The 20,178-nt window shown below is 53.3% G+C and carries 16 protein-coding genes and 1 pseudogene; 8 read left to right on the forward strand and 9 right to left on the reverse strand.

The features are described from left to right. Window positions 1-50: 50 nt before the first annotated feature. Together QFZ34_RS05190 and QFZ34_RS05195 are read right to left on the reverse strand one after the other, a co-directional pair. Window positions 51-1,868, reverse strand: a complete 1,818-nt coding sequence (locus tag QFZ34_RS05190; protein WP_307277787.1) for an ABC transporter ATP-binding protein — start codon at window positions 1,866-1,868, stop codon at window positions 51-53. A gap of 24 nt (window positions 1,869-1,892) precedes the next feature. Continuing rightward, a pseudogene (locus QFZ34_RS05195) lies at window positions 1,893-3,087 on the reverse strand (aminotransferase class V-fold PLP-dependent enzyme). A 114-nt stretch (window positions 3,088-3,201) separates the two neighbouring features. On the opposite strand from QFZ34_RS05195, the gene QFZ34_RS05200 reads away from it, so the two are divergent. Continuing rightward, window positions 3,202-4,005 (forward strand): IclR family transcriptional regulator, encoded by an 804-nt coding sequence (locus QFZ34_RS05200; protein WP_115054019.1) that lies wholly within the window; start codon window positions 3,202-3,204, stop codon window positions 4,003-4,005. Window positions 4,006-4,008: 3 nt separating this feature from the next. Here QFZ34_RS05200 and QFZ34_RS05205 read toward each other — a convergent pair whose 3' ends face one another. From QFZ34_RS05205 to QFZ34_RS05235, 7 genes are all read right to left on the reverse strand, one after another. Beyond that, window positions 4,009-4,506: a RidA family protein gene (locus QFZ34_RS05205; protein WP_307277791.1), complete on the reverse strand. Its 498-nt coding sequence runs from the start codon at window positions 4,504-4,506 to the stop codon at window positions 4,009-4,011. Between the two features lie 9 nt (window positions 4,507-4,515). Continuing rightward, window positions 4,516-5,745, reverse strand: coding sequence for an amidohydrolase/deacetylase family metallohydrolase (locus QFZ34_RS05210; protein ID WP_307277792.1), 1,230 nt, complete (start codon window positions 5,743-5,745; stop codon window positions 4,516-4,518). Window positions 5,746-5,747: 2 nt separating this feature from the next. After that, window positions 5,748-6,617, reverse strand: coding sequence for an ABC transporter permease (locus QFZ34_RS05215; RefSeq protein ID WP_307277794.1), 870 nt, complete (start codon window positions 6,615-6,617; stop codon window positions 5,748-5,750). Beyond that, entirely contained in the window at window positions 6,617-7,558 is a 942-nt protein-coding gene (locus QFZ34_RS05220; RefSeq protein ID WP_307277798.1) for an ABC transporter permease, read from the reverse strand. Before QFZ34_RS05220 ends, QFZ34_RS05215 begins: the two co-directional genes overlap by 1 nt. Before the next feature lie 81 nt (window positions 7,559-7,639). Then, window positions 7,640-9,169, reverse strand: a complete 1,530-nt coding sequence (locus QFZ34_RS05225) for an ABC transporter substrate-binding protein (RefSeq protein ID WP_307277801.1) — start codon at window positions 9,167-9,169, stop codon at window positions 7,640-7,642. 142 nt (window positions 9,170-9,311) lie between these two features. Then, window positions 9,312-10,604, reverse strand: a complete 1,293-nt coding sequence (rhaI, locus tag QFZ34_RS05230; RefSeq protein ID WP_307277803.1) for an L-rhamnose catabolism isomerase — start codon at window positions 10,602-10,604, stop codon at window positions 9,312-9,314. An 18-nt stretch (window positions 10,605-10,622) separates the two neighbouring features. Next, complete coding sequence (locus tag QFZ34_RS05235) at window positions 10,623-12,719, reverse strand: bifunctional rhamnulose-1-phosphate aldolase/short-chain dehydrogenase (protein ID WP_307277805.1); 2,097 nt, start codon at window positions 12,717-12,719, stop codon at window positions 10,623-10,625. 209 nt (window positions 12,720-12,928) lie between these two features. On the opposite strand from QFZ34_RS05235, the gene QFZ34_RS05240 reads away from it, so the two are divergent. The 7 genes from QFZ34_RS05240 to QFZ34_RS05270 all read left to right on the forward strand — a co-directional run bounded on the left by QFZ34_RS05240 (window position 12,929) and on the right by QFZ34_RS05270 (window position 20,070). Then, complete coding sequence (locus QFZ34_RS05240; RefSeq protein WP_307277807.1) at window positions 12,929-13,735, forward strand: DeoR/GlpR family DNA-binding transcription regulator; 807 nt, start codon at window positions 12,929-12,931, stop codon at window positions 13,733-13,735. A gap of 52 nt (window positions 13,736-13,787) precedes the next feature. Next, window positions 13,788-14,786 carry a rhamnose ABC transporter substrate-binding protein gene (rhaS, locus tag QFZ34_RS05245; protein WP_115054011.1) on the forward strand — a complete coding sequence of 333 codons (999 nt, stop codon included), beginning with the start codon at window positions 13,788-13,790 and terminating at the stop codon, window positions 14,784-14,786. 62 nt (window positions 14,787-14,848) lie between these two features. Next, window positions 14,849-16,375 (forward strand): sugar ABC transporter ATP-binding protein, encoded by a 1,527-nt coding sequence (locus tag QFZ34_RS05250; RefSeq protein ID WP_307277810.1) that lies wholly within the window; start codon window positions 14,849-14,851, stop codon window positions 16,373-16,375. Then, window positions 16,375-17,376, forward strand: a complete 1,002-nt coding sequence (locus tag QFZ34_RS05255; protein ID WP_370878691.1) for an ABC transporter permease — start codon at window positions 16,375-16,377, stop codon at window positions 17,374-17,376. The genes QFZ34_RS05250 and QFZ34_RS05255 overlap by 1 nt, the downstream gene beginning before the upstream one ends. Further along, window positions 17,373-18,374 (forward strand): ABC transporter permease, encoded by a 1,002-nt coding sequence (locus QFZ34_RS05260; RefSeq protein WP_307277813.1) that lies wholly within the window; start codon window positions 17,373-17,375, stop codon window positions 18,372-18,374. Before QFZ34_RS05255 ends, QFZ34_RS05260 begins: the two co-directional genes overlap by 4 nt. Beyond that, window positions 18,371-18,694 carry an L-rhamnose mutarotase gene (gene rhaM / locus QFZ34_RS05265; protein WP_307277816.1) on the forward strand — a complete coding sequence of 108 codons (324 nt, stop codon included), beginning with the start codon at window positions 18,371-18,373 and terminating at the stop codon, window positions 18,692-18,694. Before QFZ34_RS05260 ends, rhaM begins: the two co-directional genes overlap by 4 nt. Then, window positions 18,691-20,070: an FGGY-family carbohydrate kinase gene (locus QFZ34_RS05270; protein ID WP_307277820.1), complete on the forward strand. Its 1,380-nt coding sequence runs from the start codon at window positions 18,691-18,693 to the stop codon at window positions 20,068-20,070. The genes rhaM and QFZ34_RS05270 overlap by 4 nt, the downstream gene beginning before the upstream one ends. The last annotated feature ends 108 nt before the right edge of the window (window positions 20,071-20,178 follow it).

Below are 20,178 nucleotides of genomic sequence, written 5' to 3' on the forward strand. Positions count from 1 at the left end.
GCAATATTTCTCATAAAACGCTCTCGGCTCCGGCAATTTGCTGAATTGTTCTAGGCAACTTGAACAATGTGCCCGGTGGAAACTTCCTTATATTGTCTCGCCGGCGTGACGAAATCGGGTGTGCGTACAGGGCTTTTAATTTCGTCATTGGAAACCGGCCGCTTTATACCGCGCCGGGAAGGATCTGGCACGGGTACAGCCGATATCAGCTTCTTCGTGTAGGGGTGCTGGGGATTTTCGAAGATCGCCGAACGTGGTCCGATTTCAACGATCTCCCCAAGGTACATAACAGCAATGCGATGGCTGACGCGCTCGACGACAGCTATATCGTGTGAGATGAAAAGATAGGCAAGATTGAGACTGGATTGCAGGTCGAGCAGGAGATTAATCACCTGCGCTTTGATGGAAACATCCAGTGCAGAAACGGATTCATCTGCCACAATAATCCGGGGATCGAGGGCCAGGGCGCGCGCAATGCACACGCGCTGGCGCTGACCGCCGGAGAATTCATGCGGGTAGCGTGCCGCCATATCGGCATTCAGGCCAACCCGCTCCAACAGATCCGCAACCCTGTCGCGGGCCTGTGCGCGCGTTCCAAGTTTATGCTCGAGATAGGGTTCAGCGATCGCTGCGCCGACAGTCATACGCGGATTGAGACTTGCGAACGGGTCCTGAAAGATCATCTGCATGGTGCGTCGCATATCGCGAAGCTGTTTTGGTTCCATCATCAAGACGTCTTTGCCGTTAAGAAGGACCTCGCCCGATTGCGGCTGCACGAGCCGCATGATGGAACGACCCGTTGTCGACTTGCCACAGCCAGATTCGCCGACCAAGGACAGTGTCTCGCCAGGTTGCAGGCTGAAGGACAGGTTTTCCACTGCATGAACCCTGCCCTCCAATTGGCCGAACATGCCGGAATGAATGTTGAAGCGCGTCGTGAGATTGCGGACTTCAAGTAATGGCGGCTTTTCGGTCTGGACCGTGTCCGCGGCCTCGACAGGCGTATCTGACGTGCCGGTATTTCGGTCTACAACTGGAAACCGCAATGGCCGCTCGCGGCCCTGCATAGAGCCAAGGATAGGCACCGCCGACAGCAATGAGCGGGTATAGGGGTGCCGGGGCCGGGCAAAAATGTCTTCAGTGGGACCCGTTTCAACCGCTTCGCCATTGTACATAACCACCGTGCGGTCCGCAATTTCGGCAACAACACCCATATCATGGGTGATGAAGAGGACCGAAGCGCCCTCCTCATCCTGCAGAAGCTTTATCAGGTCCAGAATCTGGCCTTGAATCGTAACGTCGAGCGCCGTGGTCGGTTCGTCGGCAATGAGCAGTTTCGGTTTGCTGGCAAGCGCCATGGCGATCATCACGCGTTGACGCATGCCACCGGAAAAACGATGCGGATACTCGTTGAACCGCGATTTTGCTGCCGGGATACGGACTTTTTCCAACAGTCGGATCGTCTCGACCCGTGCATCGGCCCGAGACATATCGTGATGGCAAAGCAGGGCCTCGCTGATCTGCTGGCCGATGGTGAACAGCGGGTTGAGACTGGTCATCGGCTCCTGGAAGATCATTGCGACATCGTTGCCCCGGACCGAGCGCATCTGGCTTTCAGGCAAGCTAAGTATGTCCTTACCATCAAGCAATATCCTGCCTTCGATGCGACTTTTGTCTTTCTGCAGAAGCCGCATAATCGACAAGGAGGTGACGCTTTTACCGGAACCGGATTCACCAACAATGGCAACTGTTTCGCCGGGGGCGACATCGAATGAAACATTGCGCACCACGGGCCGCCATTTGCCGTCAGCCAGAAATGACGTTGTCAGGTTCGAAACTGACAAGACAGGGGAAACGGATTTATCCATGGATTGGTCCTTTCAGATGTGCGATCAATCGGGCCAGCGCATCAAGGCATCAATGCGCGCCTGATATCGCTCCTCATAAGGCGAGGAGATAATCTGGTTGGAAGCGCGGGCCTTGGCCAACTCCTCCTCAAGACGGCTTGCGACGATTGTCTCTTCACCAGGATGCAGATTGCATGGGTCCAGATAAAAATAGCCATGTTCCGCCTCATGATCACGCACGATGACCGGGCGTGATCCTGCTGCCAGTGCATCGGCAAAATCCCAGGCAGTTATATGGGCTTCGTGTGGATTGATGGTTACTCGGAGCCGATCAAGGGGGTTGTGCGTCGGATCCGCTTCGATCTCGGCAGTGACACCCGGTTTGCCGGTCAGTGTCTGCTTCCATAGGTGGAGATAGCCCGGTTTCCCGCTCACGAGTACCGATATGGTCACGCTTTTCCCATGCTTCCAGTGCCGCAATCGTACCAAGAATACTCTCCTTGCCGATCTTCATGCCGCGTCCAATGCCGCGATTTTGCAGGAAGGCATCGCGTACAAGCTGCTTCTTTCCGGCAACAATACCGCCTGTTGGACCGCCAAGGAACTTGTGCGACGAATAGAGTGCGATGTCTGCGCCCTGTTCAAGGAATATCTTGAAATCATATTCCGAGGCCGCATCAACAATAACTGGAACACCGCGAGCATGGCAAACTTCGGCAAATTGCTTCAGGGCAATCAGACCATACTGGACTGTATGGTGGGACACGACAAAAACGGCAGCAGCGGTGCGCTCGTTGATCGCGCCATCCAGGTGATAAGGGTAGCACGAGGTTGCCTGACCAATCAGGACCGCCTTGGCACCAGCTAAACGAATGCCCTGATCGACGGGCGCACCATAGCTGACAACGTGACCGGTTTGAATAATCACTTCGTCCTTGAGGCCAGTGGCATCCGGCAACCGTTCAATGGCGGCCAGATCATTGCCCGTCATGGCTGCCGCTACCGCAAGCGTAATTCCTGCAGAGCATGAGGCCGTTACAAAGCCCGCTTCTCCGCCGGTCAGACGGGCAATAACGGGGCTGGCAAGCTTGTGCAGATCGTTGATTTCCACAAACTGTGGAAGTATGGCGGTCATTGCTGCGACCGCTTCAGGCACAACAATCGATGCGCCCAATGCCGTCATTGTTCCCGAAACATTGATTACCGGTCGCAACCCTCGCGATGCGCGAATGTCAGTCATAGTATTCTCCTTGCATTCCATTTTCTTGGCATATATGCCGCTATAATGTAATAAGAGTGGTGTAACCCAAACCAACCAGCAGGAGCTGCGAACGTGACCGCCAAAATATCAGACATGGACACATCCGGCGGTTACGAGAAGGCAGAGTCGACCGGAAAACGCTCGCGCGTCAGCGGTATGGACCGCGCGTTGCAGGTGCTTGACTATCTTTACGAGACGGGCTCTCCAGCAGGCATTTATGCTATCGCCAAAGCTATCGGCGCTCCGCTTTCGACCGTCTATGTGATAATCGACGATTTGGTTGAAAAGAATATGCTTTCGCGCAACAGCGACAGCACGGTCTGGCTGGGGGCTCGCCTTTATCATTATGGCCTTGCCTATGCGCGGTCTTTGGATTTCCTGAATGTGGCAAATCATGAAATGCATAATCTGAGCCGCATATCCGGCGAGACTGTTCAGGTATGCGGACGCGATGGCGACCATATGATGGTGCTTGCCATGGCAGATGGTCCTGGTCATTTCCAGGTGACATCCCGCGTCGGCACGCGTGTTCCGCTGAATTGGACCGCTTCGGGGCGTCTGCTTGTCGGGCACCTTCCGGAAAAAGAACGGCTGGATCTTTTCGAGCACTGTGCAAAATCTTCTCCCACCGGACGTGCAGTCATTGATCCCTCGGCCCTGTCGGCGGCGGCCGGAGAAGCTTTGAAGGCTCGCATTTCCATTCAGGCGGGTGAATCCGACTATGCAGTGGCCTGCGTTGCTTCGCCGATCTGCGATGATAAAGGTGTATGCATCGCGACTATTTCCATAGTCCTTGCAGAACAGAAAATTGCGGACAACCCGGACCGCTACGCCAGTGAGGTCAAAGCCTCTGCGGACCGTATCGAAACCATTATGGGTTGGCGTAGTCATTCCTGATTCCTAATCCTTCAAGGCGATGATCGCCTCGATCTCGACTGTGATATTGCCTGGAAGTGACCCGAAGCCGACCGCAGAGCGGGCGTGATTGCCTGCTTCGCCAAAAACACTGATCAGCAAGTCCGAGCAGCCATTGATAACAAGGGGATGGTCGGCAAAGTCCGAAACGGCATTGACCATTCCAAGCAGTTTCACGACGCGCTTGACCCTGTTCAGATCCCCGAGTGCTGATTGCATGACGGCCAGGAGATTGATGGCCGTCAGTCGTGCATGTTGGTATGCATCTTCAACGCTGACATTGCCGCCGACTTTTCCCGTATGCATGAAACCGTCGGCCTCACGCGGTCCTTGCCCTGACAGATAGAGCAGATTGCCTTCCTGAATGTGGGTGACAAAATTTGCTATCGGGTTTGGCGCCGGGGGCAACGTAATTCCAAGCGCCCTTAACCGCTCATAGGGCAAGGTTTCGCTCTGTAGTGCTGTAGGGGTACTGTGACTCAAGACGAAATCCTAACGGTACGAATAGGGCGCAATGGCGCCGGAGGTCTCCGGCACGACTGGCTGATAACGGCTGGCCGCAATCGTCTCGGTGCCCAGAACAACCATACGGGGTTCGAATAATTTGCTGAGGTTGGCCTCATAGCCCATGGAGTCGATGACCTTGAGGTCTGAATCGGCAAGATCAAAGATCGTAAAATCTGCGCGCTTGCCAACAGACAAGAGATTGTCCGTCGGCAGACCTATGGCAGAGGCCGGCGAGAGCGTGACCGCCTCGACCACCTTATCAAAAGGCATGCCCACACTCAGCAATTTGGACATGGTTGTGCCAAGGTCCCATACCGAAAAGTTCAGGCTGCGCAAGTGAATGTCGGTTGATATGGAAAAAGGCAAAAGTCCGCGCTGAATGGCAACTTCCGCGACGCGGAACGAGAATGAGGCACCGCCATGGCCGATATCGAGACGAATGCCCTCGCCTGCGCAACGTTCAGCTAACTCAAACAAATCATCGTCTTCAATAATGCTGCTGCCAACCTTGCCGTTGAAGCAATGGGTGATGATATCGCCGGGCCCCAGGATCTCCAGAACCTCCTCATATAGAGCTGGAGGCTCGCCGACATGAACCATCATGGGAATTTTAAGGATCTTGGCGATTTTCTTGCCAAGTTTTACCGGAGTAACGCCCCACGATCCGGTGATGACATGGCTTGCGCGCACTTTCAGACCCACGATGTGATCGCGGTTTTCATTGACGCATGCAACGGTCCGGTCAATATCAATGGAGCGAATATCGCTCAGCTCGCTGACGCGGTTACAGGCTACGAGGCCTATTGAGCCCAGATTGAGAAATGCCTTGATCCGTTCCTTTGCCGGATCGATGATATATTCGCGGAAGCCATGAAAGTTGGCTTCGCCTGCTGAGCCTGCATCCACAATCGTCGTAACGCCACGTTCAACGCCGCATACTTGCGGCCGAACGGAGATATCGGTGCCGCCATGCCAAATATGGGCATGCAGATCGACCCAGCCTGGAGAAATCCACGATCCTTTGGCGTCGACCCGTTGCACGTCGCCGGTAACGTTCAGCGAAGAACCAAACTGCGCAATATTTCCATCAGCGTCGATCAAGATATCGATTTTCGTTGCGGGGGTATTCGGGCCGAATGCTACCGGATTTACGTTGGTCAGAAGCAAGCGCCCTTCCCTTTGAGATGAAGCAGCGGTTGCAAAAGTGGCAGGCATGATCACAGATCCTTTCTGAGACGGGGGTCTAACAGGTCGCGAAAGCCATCGCCGACCATTTGCAGGGAGAGAACGGCAAGCACGATCGCAATACCGGGAAACAAAGTCATCCAGTCTGCGGTGCCGATATATTGGCGTCCTGACGCGATCATCGTTCCCCAGGTGGGTACTTCGGGGCTGACGCCAAGACCAAGGAATGACAAGCCGGCTTCTGCCAGCATCGCATTGGCAAAGAGGAAGGTTCCCTGAACAAGGATCGGAGACAGAAGATTTCGCAATATATGCCGCGTCATGATGTGCCATTTGGAAATACCGAGCGATGTTGCAGCTTCCACATAGGGCAATTCACGGATGACAAGTGTCGACGCCCGCACAACACGTGCCAATCGTGGTGCATAAACAATACTCAGCGCCACAATCACGGTTGTCAGTGATGGCCCGAGCGCGGCAACAAGCGCAATTGCGAGCAGAATATCGGGAAACGCCATCATGGCGTCGATAAGCCGGGTGATCGGCGCATCGAGCCTTTGGAAGAAGCCAGCCAGAATACCCAACGTCACGCCTATCACTGAGGCAAGGACAACCACTGCGAAGCCTACGAGCAGTGATAGCCGTGCGGAAAAAATTGTGCGGGAGAAGACATCACGCCCAAACTCGTCGGTGCCAAAGAACCAACTGGCGTCCGGTGGTTTTAGCCGGTTAACGATTGAGAGCTTGTTAGGCGCATAGGGCGTTATCAAAGGCGCAAAGATCGCCAGCGTTACGAAAACTGCAAGGACAATCAGGCCAAAAAGTACGGTCTTTCGCTTGATCAGCACATGGAAGAATTTGGAGCGCTCGCTTTGCGGCGCGGTCGAGACAATATCGGTCATCAGTAACGCACCCTTGGATCAACGACGAGGTAGAGCATGTCGATTGCGAAATTAATGAGCACGTAGAGTGCCGCGATAATAAGCAACGCACCCTGGATGACGGGATAGTCGCGGCGCAAAACCGCCGATACAACCAGGCTGCCGACCCCGGGAAGACCAAAAACCGTCTCTGTAACAACCGCGCCGGAAATCAGCACGGCAGCGGTCAGGCCAATGACAGTGAGGATGGGGATCAACGCATTTTTGAAGGCATGCTTTAGCACCACGCGGCGCTCATCGACGCCCTTGGCGCGCGCTGTGCGGATATAATCATCGCCAAGTACATCGAGCATGGAGGCTCGTGTAAAACGCATGATCAATGCGGACGAGACGATGCCCAATGCAAAGGCCGGCAGCACCAGATATTCAAGCCGCTCTGTCAGCGATGTGCCAGGCCCCCCATAGCCGGAAACAGGAAACAGGCCGAAGCGCACAGCAAAAATCTGCATTAATATGAGGCCAAGCCAAAAGCTTGGGATGCTTGCCGCAAGCATGGCAAGGGCTGTTGCAGCCTGATCAAACACCGAGCCACGGCGATAGGCAGCGTAAATTCCAATCGGTATTGCAATGATACTTGCGATCAGTAGCGAGAATATGGTCAGGAAGAAGGTGGGTTCTGCACGTTGTACAAGCGCTTCAAGTACTGGCTGATTAAGGAAAATCGACTGACCGAGATCTCCCTTCAGCAAATTGCCGATGAAGTAGAAGTACTGCAACAAGATCGATTGATCGAGCCCAAGCTGTTGCCGCAAGGCAGCGATATCAGCGGCCGTGGCCTCCGGCCCGAGCATGACAGCCGCCGGATCGCCGGGTGTGACACGCACGATGACAAATACAATCGTCACCACCAGAAACATGACGATGATCATACCGATAAAGCGTTGGATGATATAGCGAAGCATCAGGCGTCCTGTCAGAAGGAACAAAATCCGGTTTGGCAGCGGAAGGACGTTCGTTCCGCTGCCATTGAAGTCTTACAGGTCCTACTGTTTGAGCGAGACGTTCCAGAAATAGGGCCACGGCGCTGGTGTGAAGCCTTCCAGCTTCGGTGATTTTGCTGAGAGCGCGTTGAAATCACCGATCTTGATGATCGGTACTTCGGCATAGATCACCTTCTGCACCTCTGCCCAAAGAGCCACACGTTTTGCCGGGTCCACTTCGGAATTGAATGCATCCACTGCGACTTTACGCGCAGGCGTATCCCAATTGCCTGGTGCGCTTGTTGACATAGCACCAATGAGCGCGGGTTCTGGCAAGAACGGACTATGGCTGATGTAAATATCCCAGAGCTTCGGGTCAGCTCGCCGCTGTGTCAGTGTCGCCCAATCGACAACCTGCATATCCACTGTAAAGCCCGCAGCTTTCAGATATTCGGCGGCAACTTGCGCCATTTTATAATGGAACTCATACTGACGACTGGTAAGAATGCGGATCGGTTCACCGTTATATCCGGCCTTTTTCATCAGTTCCGCAGCTTTTTCCGGATCAGCAACATTATAGGCGCCTTCCGTTCCTGCATCTGTTTTCCAGCTGTAGCCATCAGGGTAAAGTGAAGCATCCAGAGAATAGAAATCGGTACTTCCAAAGGCCGCGGCCAACATGTCTTCCATGCTCAGTGAGTCACGGATAGCCAGGCGGATATCCTGATTTTTGGTGATGCCTGCGCTTGTATTCATGACAAAAACTGGCCAGCCAAAAGGTTTCAGCAGCACGGCTTCAGTCGTTTTTTGATCTTTCAATCGGGCATAGGCTTCAACCGGAAGACTGTCGACATAATCGAACTGGCCAGCGACGGCACCTTCGACGCGCGTATTGGCATCTGGAACGGGTACGAAACGAATTTCGTCGAGATATTGATGACGCGCGCCGCCATAGCCGGTTTCTTCGCCTTCAGGGGACTTGTAGTCATCAAAGCGTGACAGCTGGATATATTGATCGGCCTTACGCTCTTTAAGCTTGTAAGGTCCGGTGCCAACAGGTTCGGTCATCGGGCTTTGCTGTTTTTCGCTCGGGAGGATGATCGCGGCTGCATTGTTGAATGCTAGTAGCGAGAGAAGCGGCGCATGAGGCGCATTGAGTGTTATTTTGACAGTGGCTGGATCAACAACGTCAATTGATGTGATCAAGGAGGCGACCTGTTTTCCGCGGGACGCGATTTGGGTCCACCGCTTTAAAGAGGCTACGACATCGGTGGCATCCATGTCTGTTCCATCATGGAACTTAACCCCGGTGCGCAGCTTAATTGTGTAGACTTTGCCGTCTGGCGATACTTCGGGCAGGCTTGCCGCCAGCAATGGCGTGGCGTTCCAGTTTTTGTCAAACGTATAGAGCGTTTCGAAGATGTGCTGCGAAACAATGCCGACCAGATCGGCCGTTGATGCCATTGCATCCAGCGTTGGCGGTTCGCCGATCGTGGCGACGTTGATCACGCCGCCTTTTGTTTGGGCAAAAGCAGATGGGCTCAGTGCAATCAATGCGGAACCGAGAAGCAGTGCTAGCTTTAATGGTTTCATGGTCATTCCCCTATTATTCTATTATTATGGATTAGAATTCTTTATAATAGAATAAGAACAAATGTTGGGGATGCTGTCAATTCAAAAAATAAGGGCAGCGCTTTAGGGCGCTGCCCTTATTTTTTCTAATAGATGATACGGATTAGATGATGCCGCCACCGCCGGCCAGGCTGGCAGGGCGTTCCTTGCCGATTTTCAGCCGGTACTGGCTTTTGCGATAGGTAGCGATAGGATCAATCGCACCACCTGCCCGCAGTCTTGCTTCAGCAAGAATGGGCTCAACGTCAGTCCGGTAAGCCCGCTTCAGCGAGTCCGAAGCCATCAGCGCGTCGTTATCGTCCTGGAAGGCGCCGAGCGCTTTGCGATCTACCAGCAAAGCCTGCGCATAAGCGCGGCGAATTTCATTGGCGCTTGAGATCAGGCTTTCGATAGGATCGGTGACATTGTGCGATTGGTCGATCATGTGCGCGGGGTGGAAATCTGGCACACCACGATCCTCGGCATCAACAAGTTCATTGAAGACAAGGAACAACCGGTAGGGATCGATTGATCCCGCATCAAGATCGTCATCCCCATATTTGGAATCGTTGAAATGGAAACCACCGAGCTTTTTGAATTGGATAAGCCGGGAAACTATCATCTCAATATTGGTGTTGGCGGCATGGTGACCGAGATCGACGAGACAGAATGCTTTCGGCCCCAAAGTTTGCGCAATGAGGTAATTTGTACCCCAATCCTGCACGACCGTTGAATAGAAGGCAGGCTCATACATTTTGTGTTCGGAGAAGATGCGCCAGTCATCGGGCAGAGCTTTGTATATCTCCGCCATTGATCCGAGATACCGCTCAAATGATTTGGCAAAATTGCTTTGACCTGGAAAATTGGAACCGTCGCCAACCCACACCGTAAGCGCTTTCGAGCCAATCGCAACGCCAATGTCGATACATTCGATATTGTGATCAATGGCTTGACTGCGCGTAGCCTGATCTACGTGGCTAAGTGAACCATACTTATAGGAATGCTTCTGATCGGCGGCATCCGAGAACGTGTTGGAGTTCATTGCGTCGAAACCCAGACCGAGCGCATCCGCGTGGGCTTTCAATTGCTTTGGATCGGCCTTGTCCCACGGGATATGCAGCGACACATTTGGCGTAGCCCGGGTCAACTGCTGTATCACCGCGCAATCATCAAGCTTATCGAAAATACCCCGTGGTTCGCCATGTCCTGGAAAGAGCGCAAAGCGCGTGCCGCCGGTGCCGACTCCCCAGGAGGGTACGGCAACGAAAAACGCCGCCACTTTGTTGGTAATCGTTTCGATGTCGACGCCGTGCCGGTCAAGACGTGCGCCCAGCGCATCATAGTCGCTCTTTTGGGCAGTTCGTACTTTGTCGTTTTCACTCGCGATCAGATCGCCTGAAATCTGCAGTTCAGCCATAATATCCTCCCCGGACAGCTAACGTGTAAAGCTTTGCGCATTACCCGCGTCGACATTGATGATGTTGCCTGTCGATTTGGCCGACGCGTCGGAAGCCAGGAAGTAGATAGCTTCGGCAATATCCTCCGGGAACACGTTCAGCTTCAACATTGAGCGTTTGCGATAATGCTCCTCCAGTTCATCAACCTGCAAATTCGACGAAGCTGCACGTTGCTCGCGCCATTCCCCGTTCCAGATTTTTGAACCTCGCAGAACTGCGTCAGGATTAACGGTATTGACACGAATTCCGGCATCCGCTCCCTCCAGCGCCAGGCAACGTGCAAGATGAATCTCGGCAGCTTTGGCTGCACAATAGGCGCTGGCATTCGGCGATGCGGCAAGACCATTCTTGGAAGCGACAAACACAACATTGCCGCCGATCTTCTGCCGGCGGAACAGACGGAAAGCTTCGCGTGACACGAGAAAATAGCCGGTTGCCAAAATGTCGATATTGCGGGTCCACATGGAGAGTTCAGTGGTTTCAATAGGCGCAGACGACGCGATGCCAGCATTGGAGACGAGAATGTCAATTCCGCCAAATTCAACTGACGCTTCGGCAAAACCGGCAATGACGCCAGCTTCATCGGTAACGTTCAGCTGCACACTGCGCACAGCATCAGCTGTGTAACGGTTGGCGAGGTCCTCACTGGTCGCTTTTAAGGCTTCAGCATCTATATCAGCCAGCACAACGCAAGCGCCCTCCCCGAGCAACCGCTCAGCGGTTGCTCGCCCGATGCCACCGGCCCCACCGGTGACAAAAGCGACACGGCCAGCCAATGATTTCGGCTTCGGCATACGTTGAAGTTTGGCTTCCTCAAGCAGCCAATATTCAATGTCAAAGGCTTCCTGTTCAGGCAGCCCCTGATATTCCGACACAGATGATGCGCCGCGCATCACATTGATCGCGTTAACATAAAACTCTCCCGCGATACGCGCGGTGGCCTTGTCTTTGGCAAATGAAAGCATGCCAACACCGGGAATGAGGAAAATGACCGGATTTGGATCACGCATCGCAGGTGAGTTGCCATGCTTGCAGTCATTATAGTATCGGGCATAGTCGGCTCGATATGCTTCCAGCGCACTATCCAGGGTGGCGACAATGGCATCCGCATCGGGTTGTGCCGGGTCAAAATCGAGCACAAGCGGCCGGATCTTTGTGCGCAGGAAATGATCGGGGCAACTTGTGCCTAGCGCGGCTAGTGGTTGCAGATCGTGCGAATTGACAAATTCCAGCACGGCGGGCTGATCGTCAAAATGCCCAAGCTTGCGTTCGGCAATACCGATTTTCCCGCGAATTTCAGGCATCAGCTTTGCTGCGATGGCACGGCGTTCTGATGCGCTCAGGCTTTTCGTTGCCGCACCTCCGAAGACATCCTTGCCAGATGTCTGTTGGTCGAACCAACTGATTGCCTTGTTGATGATTTCCAGCGTCAATTCATAGCAATCCTTGGCATCATCTGCCCAGGTGAAAAGCCCGTGACTTTCCAGCACGACACCCTTGGAGTTTGGATGGGCTGCAACATAGGCACCAAGGTCAAGGCCAAGTTGAAACCCGGGGCGGCGCCAAGGCAACCAGCCGATATCGTCACCGAAAATTTGACTTGTCAGTTCACGGGAGTTTTTCGACGCAGCGATGGCGATAATTGCATCGGGGTGCATGTGATCGACGTGCCTGAAAGGCACAAAGCCATGGAGGGGGGTGTCGATCGAGGCGGCACGGCTGTTCAGATTGAAGGTGCAATGGGGCAGGAATCCCACCATGCGATCTTCATCCTCAATCCCTTTATATATCGACTTCAAGGAGTTGAGCTTTTCCATGTAAAGTGTGGCAAAGCCATCAAGCTTTATGGTTCCGACATCGCCACCGGAACCCTTGACCCACAATACTTCCACAGGCTGGCCGGTGAGCGGGTCCGTCTGCGTTACCTTTGCGGAAGTATTGCCGCCACCATAATTGGTTATGCGCTTATCGGCACCAAGCAGGTTGGAACGATAGAGCAACTTGCCCGGCTCATCGAGACCAGCTGCTTTTTGATCATCCCAACGATTATCCAGAAGTTGGATGCTGCCTGCCATGATTGCCTCCCAAAAGTTATGCGGGGCCTATAAAACCCCCTCAGAATTTCGATTAGCTATGCGGCAGACGGCACTTTGATGTCAATCACAAACCATCAATTTCAGTCATAAACTTACATTGTGCAGTGCAATATGAAACTATTTGATTGAAGTTGATTGACACTGAGATTGAATTTGCGCAATAGATTAAAGCAGGAGGAGCCATCCATATGCACGAGCGTGAGCGTCACCGCATCATTCTGAGCGCTGTTCAGGAAAAACCGGTCATCACCATTCAGGACATTGCTGAGCTGACGGAAGCGTCAGAGGCAACGATCCGTCGTGACATTGCCGCGCTGCATGTGCAAGGTAAGCTGCGCAGGGTCCGCGGTGGTGCTGAAGCCGTTCATCCGGCACAATTGGCCCCGCTTGCCGGGCGGCATTTTCACGTTTCTGAATCCGAAAATGCCGACAAAAAACGTGCCATTGCCCGTGAGGCTGTTGCCCTGTGCGAAGAGGGTGATGCCATCATTATAAATGGTGGCACCACGACATTTCAGATGGTGCATTTCCTTGCGTCGCGCCGCTTGCAGGTGATGACCAATTCTTTTGCCATCGCCGAGCATCTTGTCAAGAATTCAAAGAGTTCGGTTACCGTTCCGGGCGGTGCGATTTATCGAGAGCAGAGCATTATTCTTTCGCCATTCGATAATGATGTGACCCGCAATTTTTACGGCAAGCGCATGTTTATGGGCTCCCAGGGTGTGGGGCCATTTGGCGTCATGGAATCCGACGCACTGATCATTCAAGGCGAACAGAAGCTCATCAATCAGGCCGACGAACTTGTTCTGCTGGTCGATTCGACAAAGTTTTCGCGCAGATCGAGCCTCATTCTGTGTCCGCTGGGTAGGGTAACGACGATTATCACTGATGATGGCATTTCCGATGCGGATCGGAGAATGGTTGAGGAGGCTGGCGTGCAGCTCATTGTTGCAAAGGTTCAGGACAAGCGACGGGATTCCGCTTCGGTCGCGTAAGCGCTGCAGCGGTCTTAAGGAATACAGTAATCAATCTCTGGGAGGACAGAAAATGAAATTACTAAAGAAAATCGCGTTGGGCTCGGCTCTGGCCGTTGCAATGTTCGCATCTCATGCTCAGGCAGCCGATACGATCAAAATCGGTCTTGTAGCGAAATCTCTTGGCAACGGCTTCTTTGAAGCGGCTAACAAGGGTGCGCAGGAAGCGGCCAAGGAACTGGGCGGTGTCGAAGTCATCTATACGGGGCCAACATCGACGACGGCGGAAGGGCAGATAGAGGTCATCAATTCGTTGATCGCCCAGAACGTCAACGCGATCGCCATCTCGGCCAATGATCCTGATGCGGTTGTTCCAGCCCTCAAAAAAGCAATGGCGCGTGGCATCAAGGTCATCTCGTGGGATTCAGCAGTGGGCAAGGATGGACGTATCGTTCACCTCAACCCATCGTCGAACGAGTTGATCGGCAAGATGTGCCTGCAGCTTGCTGCCGATCACCTCAAGGATGGCAAAGGCGATTTCGCAATTTTGTCCGCCACGACAACCTCGACCAATCAGAACACTTGGATTGAGGAAATGAAGAAGCAACTTCCGAATTTCCCGGGTCTCAATCTGGCAACAACGGTCTATGGTGATGATCTTGCCGACAAAAGCTACCGTGAAGCACAGGGCCTTTTGACCTCGCAGCCCAATGTAAAGGTTATCGTTGCGCCAACGACCGTCGGTGTTCTTGCGGCGTCTCAAGCCGTCGCAGATGCCAAGAAGATCGGTGAAGTCTATGTCACGGGCCTTGGTCTTCCGTCCGAAATGGCCGGCGCGATCAAGTCTGGCGCGACCAAGGAGTTTGCAATCTGGAACCCGATCGACCTTGGCTATTCCGCTACTCAGATCGCCTATCGCCTTGTGAAAGAGGAAACCGACGGTGCACCGGGCAGTGAAATCGAAGCTGGCCGCATGGGCAAGATCAAGATCGGTGACAATGGTGAAGCCGCCATGGCTGACCCGTTCGTCTATGACGCCAAGAATATAGACCAGTTTTCCAAAATATTCTGATCTCGATCAATATTCTCAAGCCCGGCAGGCAATCTGCCGGGCGTTCCTGTTCGGTAAAATCAATGAACCAGACTGCAGCGCTAATGCCAATTCCTGATATGCCGCTCCTGGAGATGCGCGGCATTTCCAAATCGTTTCCTGGCGTAAAGGCTTTGAACGACGTGAATATCGCCCTCTATGCCGGCAAGGTGACGGCATTGATTGGGGAAAATGGCGCCGGAAAGTCCACCCTCGTAAAAATCCTCACCGGTATCTATTCCTGCGACGAGGGAGAAATCCATGTCGACGGTGCGCCGGTCGCATTCGCCAATGCGCAAGATGCGATAGACGTCGGCGTAACAGCTATTCATCAAGAAACGGTCCTTTTCGATGAGCTGTCCGTTGCGGAGAATATCTTTATTGGCCATGCGCCGAAGTCCCGGCTCGGGCTGGTAAACTGGAAGGCGGTCAATGCGCGGGCGCTCGCCCTGCTGCATTCACTGGAAAGCAACATTGATCCGCGCATACGACTCAAGGATTTGTCCATTGCACAGCGTCATCTCGTTGCCATTGCCCGAGCCTTGTCGGTCGATGCGCGTATTGTCATCATGGATGAGCCCACAGCCGCATTGTCGCGCAAGGAGGTGGATGATCTTTTCCAGATTGTCAAAAGGCTGAAGGCGCAAGGCAAAGCCATTCTTTTCATCAGCCATAAATTTGATGAAGTGTATGAGATCGCTGATCACTATGCGGTGTTTCGTGATGGCAAGGCCGTGGGCAGCGGAGAGCTTGCCGGTGTCGAGCAAAATGAAATCGTAAAACTGATGGTGGGACGATCCGTCGAACATGCGTTTCCCAAGGTAGATATTGCCTTGGGAACAACCGTATTCGCCGTTGAGAACTATACGCATCCCACAGAATTTCGCGACATATCGTTCGAGCTGAGAAAAGGTGAGATATTTGGCATCTATGGTCTTGTCGGTGCAGGGCGTTCGGAAATCTGCCAGTCATTTTTCGGTATTACCCAGCCCTCCAGCGGCAAGCTGAAACTGGACGGGAAGGAAATTACCGTTCGTAGCCCCGGCGAAGCGATCAATGCCGGAATTGTATATGTCCCGGAAGAGCGGGGGCGGCATGGGGCGGTGCTGCAATTGCCAATCTATCAAAATGTCTCCCTCCCCTCGCTGGCACGCACATCGCGTTCCGGCTTCCTGAATGCGGCAGCAGAATTTGCTCTTGCGCGCAAATATGCAGAGCGTTTCGATCTACGTGCTGCAGCGCTTTCCGTGCCGGTGGGAACATTGTCGGGCGGCAATCAGCAGAAGGTCGTCATTGGCAAATGGCTGGCAACGCAACCCAAAATCCTGATTCTTGATGAGCCGACGAAAGGCATTGATATCGGATCAAAAGCTGCAGTTCACGCCTTTATCAGTGAGCTTGCTGGCGAAGGCCTCAGCATCATCATGGTCTCGTCGGAACTGCCGGAAATAATGGGCATGTCAGACAGGGTGCTCGTTATGCGTGAAGGTCTTTCAGCAGGTATCTTTGAGCGTGACAGTTTGAGCCCCGAAACACTAGTTCGTGCGGCAACCGGCAATGCGAGTGTGTAATGATCAAACAAATCTTCAGATACCGCGAAATATTGCTGGTAATTATTATTGCCGTTCTGCTTGCGGTCTTTTCAACGCGCGCGCCGGGTTTTGCCAGACCCGGTAACTTATCCAACATATTCAACGACACGTCGATCCTTATCATCCTGGCCTTGGGGCAGATGACAGTAATCCTTACCAAGTCGATTGACCTGTCCGTGGCCGCCAATGTTGCCTTTACCGGCATGGCTGTGGGCATGTTAAATGCATCCTATCCGGATCTGCCCCTGCCCCTGATTGTTCTTGTGGCACTCTCAATCGGCGCGATACTCGGTGCCCTCAACGGGCTTTTTGTGTGGAAGCTCAATATCCCTTCGATTGTTGTTACTCTCGGCACTTTGACCATCTATCGGGGGATGGCTTTTGTGCTTTCCGGCGGCGCGTGGGTTAACGCCCATCAGATGAGCGAACCATTCCTTCAGACGCCGCGCCAATTGTTTCTTGGCCTGCCGGTTCTTGGTTGGATAGCCATTATCATTGTGGCTGTAATGTATCTCGTCATGTCACGCACATTCCTTGGCCGCGCAATCTACGCGTCGGGCGGGAATCCGACTGCCGCAGTTTACGCAGGCATCGACGTTGGGCGCACCCGCTTCTTTGCTTTCGTAATTTCCGGCACGCTCGCGGGTCTATGCGGCTATCTTTGGGTTTCGCGCTACGCGGTCGCGTATGTCGACATCGCTGCAGGCTTCGAGCTCGACAGTGTTGCGGCCTGCGTCATTGGCGGAATTTCAACCCTCGGCGGCATAGGTTCCGTCGCAGGCGCTGTTCTTGGTGCGCTGTTTCTTGGTGTTATCAAGAATGCGCTGCCAGTCATCAACATTTCGCCTTTCTCGCAAATGGCAATTTCAGGCGGGGTAATCATTGCTGCAGTTATCTTCAATGCGCGACAAGAGCGTCGACGCGGGCGGATCATCCTCCGAGATCGCGGTGCATCGGAACAAATCGAGGTAGCAGCATGAGCGCAGTCACGGAAAAACGGCATATTCCTGATCGGTTGGGTACATCTGCCTCGCGTCTTTTTGCAAGCTGGGAAGCGCTGCTTTTATGTGTGGCAGTGCTGATCTTCATTGCCAATAGCCTTGCCTCACCTTACTTCCTCAATGCTTGGAACTTGTCGGACGCCACATTCAATTTCACTGAAAAGGCATTGATAGCCTTTGCTATGGCGCTGTTGATTATAGCCGGCGAAATAGACCTATCCGTGGCTGCGATTATTGCGCTTGCTTCAACTGCCATGGGAACAGCGGCTCAAATGGGGGTGGGTACACCGGGTATCGTTTTGATCGGCATTGGTGTTGGTCTCGGATGCGGCGTAATCAATGGCGTACTCGTTGCCGGTCTGCGCCTGCCTTCAATCGTCGTCACTATCGGCACCATGAGCCTGTTTCGAGGCATCGCCTATATTGTGCTGGGCGACAAGGCTTATGGCGGCTATCCCCCATCCTTTGCGTATTTCGGCCAGGGCTATGTCTTTTGGGTCGTCTCATTCGAATTCGTCTTGTTTGCAGTTTTTGCCTGCCTTTTCGCGATTTTGCTGCATGCCACAAATTTTGGCCGCCGCATCTATGCCATTGGTAACAATGAATTTGCCGCACGTTTTTCCGGCATTCGTGTCGAACGCGTCAAGTTTCTGTTGTTTCTGCTCACTGGCCTGATGTCCGGTATCGCAGCTGTCTGCCTGACGTCCCGCCTAGGTTCCACCCGTCCTTCGATTGCACAAGGGTGGGAACTGGAGGTCGTGACCATGGTTGTTCTTGGCGGAATTTCGATCCTCGGTGGTTCGGGCCGCATTGGCGGTGTCGTTATCGCTGCGTTTGTGATGGGATTGGTAACATTTGGTCTCGGTCTGCTGAATGTGCCGGGTATTGTTATGTCGATCTTCATCGGACTTTTGTTAATCGCAACAATCACGTTGCCGATCATCATCCGTCGATTGAGATATGGCAAAACAGCATGAATCTCACTGAGAAATATGCATTCACCATGACGCTGAATCCGGGCATGGAAGCAGAATATAAGCGCCGCCATGCGGAAATATGGCCTGAACTGGTGGTTCTGTTGCACGATGCGGGTGTCAGGGATTATTCGATCCACCTTGATCCGGCTACCCATACGCTTTTTGGGGTTTTAACCCGGCCAGCAGATCATGGGATGCAAAAACTGGCAGAGCATCCCGTTATGAAAAAATGGTGGGCTTACATGGCTGACATCATGGCAACCAACGAGGATAATTCGCCTGTCCAAACTCCGCTCACGAACATGTTTCATCTCCCATGAGCGCAATTCGTCATATTGCAGTTCTGGATATCGGCAAGACGAATGCCAAGGTTGTCGTGGTTGACGCTGGTACCGGCTTGGAAATCGTCGCGAGAAGTACGCCCAATCGTGTTCTGAAGACCGGCCTGTACCCACACTATGATGTCGAGACTCTTTGGGAGTTTTGTCTCGGTGCGTTGTCGGAATTTGCTTCCGCTCCGGGGTTTGACGCAATCTCCGTAACGGCGCATGGCGCAGCCGCCGTCTTGCTTGATGGGCAAGGTCTGGCCATGCCGGCTATTGATTATGAATATAGCTATCCCGATGAGGTCTGCGCAGCCTATGCGGCTTTGCGCCCGGATTTTTCAGAAACCGGTTCCCCCCTGCAGTCTGGTGGCCTGAATGTTGGAGCGCAAATCCATTATCAGAAAACCCAATTTCCGGCCGAGTTTGCCACGGTCAGGACGATTGTCACCTACGCTCAGTACTGGGTGTGGCGTCTCACCGGAATTGCCAGAAACGAAGTGACATCTCTGGGCTGTCACACCGATTTATGGAATCCGCAAACATGCAGCTATTCCAGTCTTGTCGATAAGCTTGAGCTGCGGCCGTTGCTTCCTCCTATAGCCTCGGCATTTGAGAGGATCGGCGGAATTCTGCCTGCAGTGGCTGCCGAAATCGGGAGCAAACAATCAATTCCGGTTTATTGCGGCATTCACGATTCCAACGCTTCATTGCTACCCCATCTGATGAGGCGCAAGTCTGGTTTTTCCGTCATTTCTACAGGTACCTGGGTGGTGTTGTTTGCTGTGGGAGGAACACTTGAACAACTTGACCCGGATCGTGACACGCTGGCCAATGTTGATGTTTACGGCAAAGCTGTACCTTCCGCCCGCTTTATGGGCGGAAGAGAATTCGATCAACTGACGCAAGGTCAAATCGCCGAACCTGACGCTGAAACGCTTGCCCGGATTATCGCCGACCGGACAATGATCCTTCCAAGTATTATACAAGGATCGGGACCCTTCCCCAATCATAAGGCTGTTTGGGTGAATGGTGAGCCGGACGGTGCCTCAGACAGAAATGCAGCAGCTTCTCTCTATGCAGCGCTGATGACGCAGACGAGCCTTCAATTGATCGGCGCGATAGGCCCGACAATTGTCGAGGGTCCATTCTCCCGCAACCAAATATACCTTTCCGCCTTGCGATCCCTCACATCCCGCGAAGTGATTGCCGCTCCGGGTTCAACGGGCACGAGTCTTGGTGCTGCGTTGCTGGCGGGTGCAAAGCTGCCCGTCGAATCTGTTGATGAAACAATCCTGTCGCTCGGTACTGATTTTGATTTCTACGCCAGACATTGGCGAGACAGTACCGTCGATGCCCGGCTCCTTTTGTAGGAATACCCGATAATCTGGACCGCTGACTGTTGAAAAACGGGCTCCGGCACTCCCATCAATTCGACTTCTTGCTATTTATATTACTATATTATAGTAACACATTGAGGT

The organism is Phyllobacterium ifriqiyense (genome assembly GCF_030817885.1).
GTDB classification, from domain to species: Bacteria; Pseudomonadota; Alphaproteobacteria; order Rhizobiales; family Rhizobiaceae; genus Phyllobacterium; species Phyllobacterium ifriqiyense.